Source organism: Streptomyces laculatispora (assembly GCF_017353455.1).
GTDB classification, from domain to species: Bacteria; Actinomycetota; Actinomycetes; order Streptomycetales; family Streptomycetaceae; genus Streptomyces; species Streptomyces laculatispora.
In genome coordinates, this window is sequence record NZ_JAFMPZ010000486.1 from 1 (window position 1) to 11,501 (window position 11,501).

The 11,501-nt window shown below is 70.9% G+C and carries 8 protein-coding genes and 1 pseudogene; 4 read left to right on the forward strand and 5 right to left on the reverse strand.

The window, feature by feature from the left end; genetic code table 11:
- Positions 1–68: 68 nt before the first annotated feature.
- The gene (locus tag J1C73_RS24210) at positions 69–1,064 is read left to right on the forward strand and encodes an aldo/keto reductase (protein ID WP_123460827.1); all 996 of its coding nucleotides are present in this window, start codon (positions 69–71) and stop codon (positions 1,062–1,064) included.
- Between the two features lie 284 nt (positions 1,065–1,348).
- Here J1C73_RS24210 and J1C73_RS24215 read toward each other — a convergent pair whose 3' ends face one another.
- Positions 1,349–2,683, reverse strand: coding sequence for an MFS transporter (locus J1C73_RS24215; protein WP_123460826.1), 1,335 nt, complete (start codon positions 2,681–2,683; stop codon positions 1,349–1,351).
- A gap of 95 nt (positions 2,684–2,778) precedes the next feature.
- Complete coding sequence (locus J1C73_RS24220; RefSeq protein ID WP_123460825.1) at positions 2,779–3,219, reverse strand: MarR family winged helix-turn-helix transcriptional regulator; 441 nt, start codon at positions 3,217–3,219, stop codon at positions 2,779–2,781.
- 145 nt (positions 3,220–3,364) lie between these two features.
- On the opposite strand from J1C73_RS24220, the gene J1C73_RS24225 reads away from it, so the two are divergent.
- A complete protein-coding gene (locus J1C73_RS24225; protein ID WP_185095349.1) occupies positions 3,365–3,571 on the forward strand; it encodes a ribbon-helix-helix protein, CopG family in 207 nt (68 codons plus the stop codon).
- A 28-nt stretch (positions 3,572–3,599) separates the two neighbouring features.
- Here J1C73_RS24225 and J1C73_RS24230 read toward each other — a convergent pair whose 3' ends face one another.
- Complete coding sequence (locus tag J1C73_RS24230) at positions 3,600–5,054, reverse strand: NCS2 family permease (protein WP_123460824.1); 1,455 nt, start codon at positions 5,052–5,054, stop codon at positions 3,600–3,602.
- A 197-nt stretch (positions 5,055–5,251) separates the two neighbouring features.
- Between J1C73_RS24230 and J1C73_RS24235 the strand changes: the two genes are divergently transcribed.
- Together J1C73_RS24235 and J1C73_RS24240 are read left to right on the forward strand one after the other, a co-directional pair.
- Positions 5,252–5,548: a DUF2530 domain-containing protein gene (locus J1C73_RS24235; RefSeq protein WP_207318277.1), complete on the forward strand. Its 297-nt coding sequence runs from the start codon at positions 5,252–5,254 to the stop codon at positions 5,546–5,548.
- 160 nt (positions 5,549–5,708) lie between these two features.
- Positions 5,709–8,192 carry an HAD-IC family P-type ATPase gene (locus J1C73_RS24240; RefSeq protein WP_207318278.1) on the forward strand — a complete coding sequence of 828 codons (2,484 nt, stop codon included), beginning with the start codon at positions 5,709–5,711 and terminating at the stop codon, positions 8,190–8,192.
- A gap of 48 nt (positions 8,193–8,240) precedes the next feature.
- On the opposite strand, the gene J1C73_RS24245 is transcribed toward J1C73_RS24240, so the two are convergent.
- Both J1C73_RS24245 and J1C73_RS24250 read right to left on the reverse strand, forming a co-directional pair.
- Complete coding sequence (locus J1C73_RS24245; RefSeq protein ID WP_207318279.1) at positions 8,241–9,188, reverse strand: hypothetical protein; 948 nt, start codon at positions 9,186–9,188, stop codon at positions 8,241–8,243.
- Between the two features lie 239 nt (positions 9,189–9,427).
- Positions 9,428–11,501: pseudogene (locus J1C73_RS24250) on the reverse strand (sacsin N-terminal ATP-binding-like domain-containing protein); the annotation flags it as partial.

An 11,501-nucleotide genomic window follows, 5' to 3' on the forward strand; every position in this document is an offset into this window, starting at 1 on the left:
GGTGAGACCGCCGCGCCGCGGAGATCCGCCCTTGCTTCGAGCGGACTCCAAGGCGTTGGCTTGGTCCCATGAAGTACACGCAGCTCGGACGCACCGGACTCAAAGTCAGCCGCCTCGTGCTGGGGACGATGAACTTCGGCCCCCAGACCAACGAGAGCGACAGCCACGCCCTCATGGACGCCGCCCTGGACGCGGGTGTCAACTTCTTCGACACCGCGAACGTCTACGGCTGGGGCGAGAACAAGGGCCGTACCGAGGAGATCCTCGGCACCTGGTTCGCCCAGGGAGGCGACCGCCGCGACAAGGTCGTCCTCGCCACCAAGGTCTACGGCAACATGGCCGCCGACGGCGAGGCCTGGCCCAACCACGACAAACTGTCCGCGCTCAACATCCGCCGGGCCGTGGACGCCAGCCTGAAGCGGCTGCAGACGGACCACATCGACCTCTACCAGTTCCACCACGTCGACCGGTCCACCCCGGTCGAGGAGATCTGGCAGGCCATCGACGTACTGATCCAGCAGGGCAAGATCCTCTACGCGGGCTCCTCCAACTTCGCCGGATACAAGATCGCCCAGGCCAACGAGGTCGCCAAGCAGCGCGGCAGCTACGGACTGGTCAGCGAGCAGTGCATCTACAACCTGATGGAGCGGGGGGCCGAGATGGAGGTCATCCCGGCCGCCCGCGAGTACGGCCTCGGAGTCATCCCGTGGTCGCCGCTGCACGGCGGGCTGCTCGGCGGCGCGCTCCGCAAGGAGCGCGAGGGCGGCGGCGCCCGGTCCACCTCGGGCCGCTCCGGCGAGGCGCTCGCCGACCCGAAGGTGCGAGCGCAGATCCAGGCGTACGAGGACCTGCTGGAGAAGCACGGTCTGGAGCCCGGCGAGGCCGGTCTGGCCTGGCTGCTGACCCGGCCCGGCGTCACCGGCCCGATCTCCGGTCCGCGGACGCGCGAGCAGCTCGACTCCGCGCTGCGCGCGGTGGAGCTGGAACTGTCGGACGAGGTGCTGACGGCCCTGGACGGGATCTTCCCCGGTCCGGGCCCGTCGCCGGAGAACTTCGCCTGGTAGGAACGGGCCCGCGTGCGGCCGTCCCCGGCAGACGGATCAGCCGAGGGCGGCCGCCGCTGCGACGACGACGAACATCAGCACGAGCACGGCCGCCATAATGCGGTTTCTGGTCTTGGGGTCCACCCGACGAGCGTAACCGCCCCGCTCACCGTCCCGGCGGCCAGGCCCGCACCACCTCGTACCGGGGCCGCTCCCCGGGGCGGGTCCGGAGAGTCCCGCCGCACGCGATACGGCCCCGTACCGGGATACCCGGTCGGGGCCGCAGTCGTGGGCAGCGAGAGCTCTCAGGCCGCCGTGGCCAGCTGCTCGCGCGGGACGAAACGCACGTGCGGGCGGCCCGGACGCAGGTCGACCTGGAGGCGCAGGCCGCCGACGCGGGCCAGCATGAAGCCGACGCCGAGCGCGGCCACCAGCGAGAACGCGCCGCCGACCGCCATACCGGTCCGGACGCCGTACACATCGCTGATCCAGCCGACGATCGGGGCGCCCACCGGCGTACCGCCGGCGAAGACCATCATGTACAGGCTCATCACCCGGCCGCGCATGGCCGGGTCGGCCGCCATCTGGACGCTGGTGTTCGCGCTGATGTTGGTCGTCAGACCGATCATGCCGATCGGGACGAGCAGGATCGCGAAGATCCAGACGGACGGCGCCATGGAGGCGATGATCTCCAGCAGGCCGAACGCCGTGCCCGCGGCCACCAGCATCCGCAGCCGCGAGGAGCGGCGGCGGGCGGCGAGGAGGGCGCCCGCGAGGGAACCGGCCGCCATCAGGATGTTGAAGAACGAGTACATCCCGGCACCGCCGTCGAAGACCTCGTCCGCGAAGGCCGTCAGCCAGATCGGGAAGTTGAAGCCGAACGTGCCGACGAAGCCGACGAGGACGATCGGCCAGATCAGCTCCGGACGGCCTGAGACGTAGCGCAGGCCCTCGCGCAGCTGTCCCTTGGCGCGCGGTACGACGACGGCCTTGTGGAGCTCGCTCGTGCGCATCATCATCAGTCCGACGAGCGGGGCGAGGAACGACAGGCCGTTGAACATGAAGGCCCAGCCGCTGCCGACCGTGGTGATCAGCACCCCCGCGACGGCGGGACCGATGAGCCGGGCGGACTGGAAGTTCGCCGAGTTCAGGCTGACCGCGTTCCGCAGCTGGGCGGGGCCGACCATCTCGGAGACGAACGACTGGCGGGCCGGGTTGTCCACGACCGTGACCATGCCGAGCAGGAAGGCGATCAGGTAGACGTGCCACACCTGGACCACGCCGGAGAGCGTGAGCACCGCGAGTGCGACACCGCACAGGCCCAGCGCGGCCTGGCTGAAGAGCAGGAGCTTGCGCTTGGGCAGGCGGTCGGCGATGACGCCGCCGTACAGACCGAAGAGCAGCATGGGGAGGAACTGGAGTGCCGTGGTGATGCCGACGGCGGCGGCGGACCCGGTGAGGCTCAGGACGAGCCAGTCCTGCGTGATGCGGGACATCCAGGTACCGGTGTTGGAGATCACGGCGCCCGTGGCGAACAGGCGGTAGTTACGGATCTTCAGCGACGAGAAGGTCCCGCCGGGCTTGCTCTCGTGGGTGGAAGTCGGTGCGGGGGCGGAGTCTGCTCCGGATCCCGTACTCAAAAGGGTTCGCCTCCTCGGGCGTGGACATTGCGCGGGCTGACGGGGATGCGGCGGTGGGGCGGTGCGCCGGCTGTGGTCCGGCGCGGCCCGCTCCGCTACAGGTGGGCGAGCTTCTCCAGCACGGGCGCCGCGTTGCGCAGCGTCTCCCACTCGTCCTCGTCCAGGCCTTCGGCGAGGGTGGTCAGCCAGGCGTTCCGCTTGGAGCGGCTCTCGGCGAGCATGGCCTCGGCCTGCTCGGTCTGGCTGACCATCTTCTGACGACGGTCATCGGGGTGCGGTTCCAGTCTGACGAGTCCCTTTGCTTCCAGCAGCGCGACGATGCGGGTCATCGACGGCGGCTGCACATGCTCCTTGCGGGCCAGCTCACCGGGGGTGGCCGAACCGCAACGCGCGAGTGTGCCGAGCACCGACATCTCGGTGGGGCTCAGCGACTCGTCGACGCGCTGGTGCTTGAGGCGCCGGCCGAGCAGCATGACGGCGGAACGAAGGGAGCTCACGGCGGCGGCACTGTCGCCGTCGTGGATCAGGTCAGGCATGTTTGTTAGCGTAACTCATTACCTACCCTAAAGACCACCCGGTGGTACACGCGCGAGAGCCGGATCACCAATCGATCACCCAAACGAGTGAGTCGGTTCCGGAAAGTCACGCGTGTCGGGCCCGGGGGACGTAACCCTGCATGGCATGGGATCGACAGTGCTCAGCCTGCGGATAGACGGTGAGCTGCTCGACCGGCTCAAGCAGCACGCCGCCAGACGCGGAATGAGCGTCCAGGACTATGTGGTCCGGACGCTCATTCGCGACGACTTCGACGAGCGCTTCCAGGCGGCCGTCGACGAGACGGAGAAGTTCTACGGGGCGGAAGGGGTCACGGCCGAGGAGGTCACCTGACCCCCGTCGGCCGTGCGCCCGCGAGGGATCACGCGAGGCCGAGCGCCGGCATCGCGTAGTAGAAGACGAAGACCGCCGACACCACGTACATGGCCACCGGCACCGAGCGACCGCGCCCGGCGGCCAGCCGCAGCACGCAGAACGCGATGAAGCCGATACCGATGCCGTTGGTGATCGAGTACGTGAACGGCATCATCACCATGGCGAGGAAGGCCGGCATCGAGAGCGTGTAGTCGCTCCAGTCGATGTCCCGCACCGAGCCCGCGATGATCAGGAAGCCCACCGCCAGCAGGGCCGGAGTGGCCGCCTGCGAGGGGACCATGGTCGCCAGGGGTGTCAGGAACAGCGCCGCCGTGAACAGCAGGCCCGTCACGATGCTCGCGAAGCCGGTGCGGGCCCCCTCACCGACGCCCGCCGTGGACTCCACGAAGCAGGTGCCCGCCGAGGCGGAGCCCGCACCGCCCGCGGCGACCGCGATGCCGTCGACGAACAGCACCTTGTTGATGCCGGGGAAGTTGCCGTCCTTGTCCATCAGCTTGGCCTCGTCGCCGACGCCGAGGATGGTGCCCATCGCGTCGAAGAAGCAGGACAGCAGCACGGTGAAGACGAACAGGACGCCGGTGAGCACACCGACCTTGTCGAAGCCGCCGAACAGGCTGACCTTGCCGATCAGCCCGAAGTCCGGGGAGGCGACCGGATTGCCCGGCCAGTGCGGGACGGTCAGACCCCAGGCCTCGCCCGGCAGGTCCGCGACCGCGTCGATGATCAGCGCGACGACCGTCATCGTGACGATGGAGATCAGGATCGCGCCCGGCACCTTGCGGACGATCAGCGCGAGGGTGAGCAGCGCGCCGAGCACGAAGACCAGGACGGGCCAGCCGTTGAGGTGGCCGTCGTTGCCGAGCTGAAGCGGGACGGTGGTGTGCGCGGCGTCCGGGATACGGGAGACGAAGCCCGAGTCGACCAGGCCGATCAGCAGGATGAAGAGGCCGATACCGATCGCGATGCCCTTGCGGAGCGAGGTCGGTACGGCGTTCATCACGCGTTCCCGCAGCCCGGTGGCGACCAGCAGCATGACCACGATGCCCGCGAGGACGACCATGCCCATCGCGTCGGGCCAGCTCATCCGGGGGGCGAGCTGGAGGGCGACGACGGTGTTGACGCCGAGGCCCGCGGCCAGCGCGATCGGCACATTGCCGATGACGCCCATCAGGAGCGTGGAGAAGGCCGCGACCAGCACCGTCGCGGTGACCAGCTGGCCACTGTCGAGCTGGTGCCCGTACATGTCCTTCGCGCTGCCCAGGATGATCGGGTTCAGCACGATGATGTACGCCATCGCGAAGAAGGTGGCGAATCCGCCGCGGATCTCACGCGCGACCGACGACCCCCGCTCGGAGATCTTGAAGAAACTGTCCAGACCGCCGGAGGGCTGGGGAGCCGGGGGCTGATCGGAGTCGACCGGAGCGGTGGCCGAGGGGGGCATGGAGGACCTCAGTCATACGTAGAGGGAACCAAAAGAGGACTAGAACTGGTCAGCTTTGGACTTTCACACGAATAATTCGAGACAGTCGTAAGCAGATTCAGTATGAATACATAAGGCGAAGATCGCTATCTCCGCGCGTAGACCCATGGGCCGACTGGTCGGGCGGCCTTTATCCACGCGCCGCCTACACTGACTGCATGGCGAAGTGGACACCGAAGCACGAGGCACCCGAGCCCCTGGAGGGGCCCGTCGTCGCGACCATCACCGGCGGCACGATCCTCTGGTTCGTCCTCTTCCTCGTCCAGCTCCCCTTCTACGGCTGGTTCGACGACCACGGGCACCTGTGGTGGGTGTGGACCTGCCTGGCCGGTGCGGGCCTCGGCCTGATCGGCATCTGGTACGTGCGGGGACGCGACGCCGCGCTCAAGCGGGCCGCCGCGGCTGCCGCCGCCCCGCAGGCCGGCTCCGGGGACACCCCCGGCGCCACCGCCTGACACCGGTCCCGGGATCACAGCCCGCGGCCCCGCGCCACTGCCGAAAGTCAGAGGCGGCCGGGTGCGCCGTACCACCACGGGACGATTCCCGTCCTCCCCCGGTCTGATCTTCGGACCATCCGGCGGGTGAACCGGACGTTACACCCGTACCGTCTGAACCATGACTCAGCGGGCACTCGACCCCTCCGGGGATGAGCCGAACAGATCCCCCATACCCTCCGGCACCGAGCGGCCGGTGATGATCGACGCCGGCAGCGAGCTCGACCCGGTGCACCCGGTCGAGCCGCCGGCTCCGGGCGGCGGCCGCGGGCTGACCGCCGCCGAGGTCGCCGAGCGGATCGCCCGCGGCGAGGTGAACGACGTCCCGGTCCGCTCGTCCCGGTCCCTGCGCGAGATCGTCCACGCCAACGTCTTCACCCGGTTCAACCTGATCATCGGCGTGCTCTGGGTGATCATGCTGTCCGTCGCGCCGATCCAGGACAGCCTCTTCGGCTTCGTGATCATCGCCAACACCGGCATCGGCATCGTGCAGGAGTGGCGGGCCAAGAAGACCCTGGACAGCCTCGCGGTCATCGGCGAGGCCAAACCCACCGTGCGGCGGGACGGGGTGGCGGCCGAGATCTCCACCTCCGAGATCGTCCTGGGCGACCTCGTCGAGCTCGGCCCCGGCGACAAGGTCGTGGTGGACGGCTCGGTCGCCGAGTCCGACAGCCTGGAGATCGACGAATCACTGCTCACCGGCGAGGCCGACCCGGTGCTGAAACGGCCCGGCGACCCGGTCATGTCCGGCAGCTTCGTCGTCGCGGGCGGCGGGGCGTTCGCCGCGACCAAGGTCGGCCGCGAGGCCTACGCCGCGCAGCTCGCCGAGGAGGCCTCCCGCTTCACGCTCGTCCAGTCCGAGCTGCGCAGCGGCATCTCCACCATCCTCAAGTACGTCACCTGGATGATGATCCCGACCGCGATCGGCCTCATCCTCAGCCAGCTCGTGGTGGACGGCCACAACTTCAGGGCCTCCATCGCCCGGACCGTCGGCGGCATCGTCCCGATGATCCCGGAGGGCCTGGTCCTGCTCACCTCGGTCGCCTTCGCGATCGGGGTCGTACGGCTGGGCCGCAAGCAGTGCCTGGTCCAGGAGCTCCCCGCCATCGAGGGCCTGGCCCGGGTCGACATCGTCTGCCTGGACAAGACCGGCACCCTCACCGAGGGCGGCATGGTCGTCACCGAGGTCCGCGCGCTGAACGGTACGGACGAGCCGTACCTGCGCCGCGTGCTGGCCGCCTTCGGCGCCTCCGACCCGCGGCCCAACGCCAGCCTCCAGGCGATCATCGACGCCTACCCGGTCCCGGACGGCGACGGCTGGGGCGTCACGCAGTCGCTGCCGTTCTCCTCGGCCCGCAAGTACAGCGGCGCCGCCTTCGACGAGGACGGCGGGCAGTCCTCCGGCTGGCTGCTCGGCGCCCCCGATGTGCTGCTGCCCGAGGACGACCCGGCTCTCACCGAGATCGAACAGCTCAACCAGCAGGGCCTGCGGGTACTGCTGCTGGCCCGCGTCCAGGGCCCGCTCGACGCGCCCGGGACCGGGGCCGGGGCCGAACCGAGCGCGCTGATCGTCCTGGAGCAGCGGCTGCGGCCCGACGCCCAGGAGACGCTCGCCTACTTCGCCGACCAGCGGGTCGCCACCAAGGTGATCTCCGGCGACAACGCCGTCTCGGTCGGCGCCGTCGCCGCGAAGCTCGGCCTGCCGGGCGCCGAGCACCCCGTGGACGCGCGCCGGCTGCCCACCGATCCGGACGAGATGGCCACGGCCATCGAGGAGAACGCGGTCTTCGGCCGCGTCACCCCGCAACAGAAGCGGGAGATGGTCGCCGCCCTCCAGTCCCGCGGCCACACCGTCGCGATGACGGGCGACGGGGTCAATGACGTCCTCGCTCTCAAGGACGCCGACATCGGCGTCTCGATGGGCTCCGGCTCCGAGGCGACCAGGGCCGTCGCCCAGATCGTGCTGCTCAACAACAGCTTCGCGACGCTGCCGTCCGTCGTCGCCGAGGGCCGTCGGGTCATCGGCAACATCACCCGGGTCGCCACCCTGTTCCTGACGAAGACCGTCTACTCGGTGCTGCTGGCCATCCTGGTGGTCTGCTTCCAGGTCGAGTACCCGTTCCTGCCGCGGCACCTGACCCTGCTGTCGACGCTGACGATCGGCATCCCGGCGTTCTTCCTCGCCCTGGCCCCCAACAAGGAGCGCGCGCACCCGCACTTCGTGCGCCGCGTCATGCGGTACGCGATCCCGTCGGGCACCATCGCGGCCGTCGCCACCTTCGCCACGTACCTGCTCGCCCGGCACTACTACGTCGGCCCCGGCTCGCTGGACGCCGAGACCAGCGCGGCCACCCTCACACTGTTCCTGGTCTCGATGTGGGTCCTGGCGATCATCGCCCGCCCCTACACGTGGTGGCGGATCTGCCTGGTGGCGGCGATGGGCCTGGCGTTCCTGATCGTGCTCGTGGTGCCGTGGCTCCAGAACTTCTTCGCGCTGAAGCTGGTGGGCGCGCAGATGCCGTGGACGGCGGTGGGCATCGCCGTGGTCGCCTCGGCCGCCCTGGAGTACGCCTGGCGCCTGGTGAGCCGCCGCTTCCCGGCGTAGCGGGGAGGCGGCGGCCCGGACAGCGAGCCGGAAGGGGCCCGGGTGGGGCTACTTCACGTCGACGTAGTCGCCCGTGGCGGTGGCCGCGGGGGTGGTGGACGTACCGGCGAAGCTGTAGCGCCAGTAGCCGTCGACCGAGGCCTTGACCGTGGTCTTCAGGTCGCCCTTGTTGTTCGTCGTGACGGTCTTCACCGTCGTGTAGGTGCTGCTGCCCTTCTTGCGGAACTGGAGCTTCACCGGCTGGGCGGTGTAGCCGTGGTACTTCAGGTCATCGAAGTTGGCCCGCGACAGCCATCCGGTGACCGTGAGGGTCTTGCCCTTCTTGACCGGCTCGGGAGAGGCGTTGACGCTCTGCTTCGACGCGCGCTGGAGAAGGGCGGTGCCCAGCTTGTCCTGCAGGGCGAAGCCGATCTCACCGAGGTCGGGGTTCTCCGGGTCCTGGCCGTTGTAGTCGACGGCGAAGCCCATCGCCTTCCACTTCGTGGCGTCGGCATTGCCCAGCAGGTCGAACTCGGGCCAGACGGCGATCTGCCCCTTGCAGGTGGCGACCGTGGTGGAGACGGCCTTGCAGACGGGGGCGGCGTCGCTGAACAGCTCGTTCGTCGGGTCGTCGAACGAACCGCGGTAGATCGAGACGTCGAGGAAGAAGTCCTTGGCGAGGACGTTCACGTCGGCGGCGTGCGTCACGGTGTAGGAGGTCGTCACCCGCTTCGTCAGCGTGGTGCCCACGACGATCGGCTTGCCGCCGTTGACCGTGAGCTTGGAGAAGGTGAGGTCGAGCTGGCCCGGGGTGCTCGCGGCCGCGGCCGCGGGCGCGACCGAGCGCGCGCCGGTCTTCGCGGCGGTCTTCGCGGCGGAGACGGCCTGGGCCGCGCGCGCGGCGGCGGCCGGGCCGGTCGAACCGTGCCCGCCGTCGGCCTGGGCGGCCGAAGGAAGGGCGAGAGCGGAAAGAGCCAGGGCGCCGCTGACGGCGGCAACGGTGGCACGAAGGCGCATGTTCTGTTCCCCAAGGTGGAGAAGGGGGTCCGCGGCATACGTTCGCCCGGACCCAGGATCGTCTGTGAAGCACGAAGCCTGGTGGCTTCAGAGACGAGACCATCGCCAACCGTAAAGGGTTGTGCGGGTCTTGGGGATTTCTCGCGGATTTCTTGCGGTGCTCCGGCCGGTGGTCGTGGCGGTGGACCCCGGGACCGGCCGCCGCCTGAGGTCCCGCGCCGGCCGGAGGCGGGCCGCACTCAGTCGAACCAGCGGTCCCGGGCCAGTTCCTCGGTGCGCGACGGGTCCTCCAGCAGCGCCGCGACCTCGAAGCGACGCGGCCACTGGCCCGCCGCCCAGGCCAGGCCCGCCGCGACGCCCTCCAGGGTCGCGGCGTGCACGATGCCGTCCGGCGTGCGGCGCCAGTCCAGTTCGACGCCGCCCGCGCGCAGTTCGCCGTGCTCGACGTACGTCTGCGGGGTGCCCGCGCCGAGCAGGATGCGCACCGGTTCCGGCACCCGGTGCTCCTCGCCCTCGCTCGTCACCTCCGCCTCGACGCTCTCGCCGAGCCGCCGCACCTGGAACAGCTCGGCCAGCTCCGCCGCGTCGGCCGGGGCGACCGGCAGGAGCGGCAGCCCCCCGGTCAGCGGCAGCAGATCGGGGGCGTCCGCGATCACCGCGTCCGCCGCGTCGACGACCCGCACCTCGCCGTCGACCACGGCCCGCAGCTCGTCCGGCAGCGTGACCTGCTCCGGGTCCAGACCGGCCAGGGCCGTGTACAGGGAGTGCAGTTGTACGGGACCGACCGGGCGGTCCTCGTCCGCGAGCCGGCCCAGGAGTTCGGCCGCACCGCCGGGCTCGTCCAGCAGGGCGGCGACCGAGGTCCGGACCCCGAGGGCGCGCAGCACCTGGGCGTCGTCGAAGCCGGTCGCGTCGGCGGAGTCGTAGAGGCCCGCCAGCCGGGGGTCTCCCCCGTCGGCGCGCAGGCCCGCCGGGCGGCGGCCGTCCAGCACCGGGTGGTCGCGAAGCCACCAGGCGGTGTACGGGCGCACCGACCGCGTCGTGCCGTCCGGGAGCAGTACCCGTACCGGCTGGGTCAGCGCGTCGCGCAGCGGCGGCTGGGCGAGGAGCGCGAGCGCCTGGGGCCAGGCGTCGTCGTCGACCAGGTCGAGGTCGCGGACGGCGACGAGTTCGGTGGCGACCGGCGGCACCGGGGTGTCGGGGAGCTGGTCGAGGATGTCCTCGCACCACACGTCGACGGCGTCGAGCAGCCCGGCGTCGTCCGATTCGGCGAAGTCGCCGTCCCGGGGCTCCAGTTCGTCCGGGTCCAGGACCACATCGGTGGCCCGCACCAGGGCGAACGTGGCCAGCACCCCGCAGGCGGTGAGCGGCTGCTCGCCCCAGCGGGCGGCCAGCTCCTCGTCGCACAGGGCGAGTTCACCCTCACGCATGACGGAGGCGAACGGGCTGCCGGGCAGCACGAGTTCACCGGCCGGAGCGAGCTCGCCGTCCTCGTCCGGCAGCGCGAGCGCACCGAGCCAGGCCTCGTCGCCGGGTGCCAGGTCGGCGTCCCGGACCAGGGTGAGGACGGTCTCCACCAGCTCGTCGCCGGTCGGCACGTCCTCGTCCCAGATCTCGCCCGCGTCCAGCGAACCGGCGACGGCGGCCCGCACCTGCGGGGTCCTCAGCACGGCGCGCGGGGTGGCGGGCAGGGCGCCCAGCTTCTCCAGGAGCGGGTGCGCGGCGTCCGGGTGGGCGACCTTCAGCCCGAGCCGGGCGAGCCGGTCCAGGACCGGGCCGGTCAGCGCGTCCGGGAGCGGGAGCAGGACCTGCCGGGGGCCGATGGTGGTGCGGGGGACGGCCGGGGCATCGGGGTCCGCCCCCTGGGACGCCGTCCCGGCGAGCGGCACCGGCAGTCCGGAGAGCCGGTCCGGGTCGACACCGGCCAGGCTGTCGTACAGGCGCCGCCACCAGCCCGGGTCGCGCTCCAGCCCGGCGAGCCGGTCGATCGCCTCGGTCAGCGGCACCCGGGCGACGCCGAGCGTACGCAGCTCGACCCGGCGCTCCAGACCGGCGGGCAGCAGACAGGGCAGCACCTCGGCCAGCACCGCGACCGTCTCCGCGCCGACCCCCTCCAGCACCTCGGCCTCGATGGGCCGCAGGGCGGTGGTGGCCTTGCGGCCGTCATCGGCCCCGGCGTCCCAGCTGTCCCACCGGTCGGGCTCGGCGGCGGGGTCGCGAGGGGCGGCCGGCTCCAGGAACGCGACGCGCGGCAGCCGCTCCAGGATCGCGCCGCGCAGCGCGCCGTCCAGCTCGCCCTTGCCGAGCGGTCCG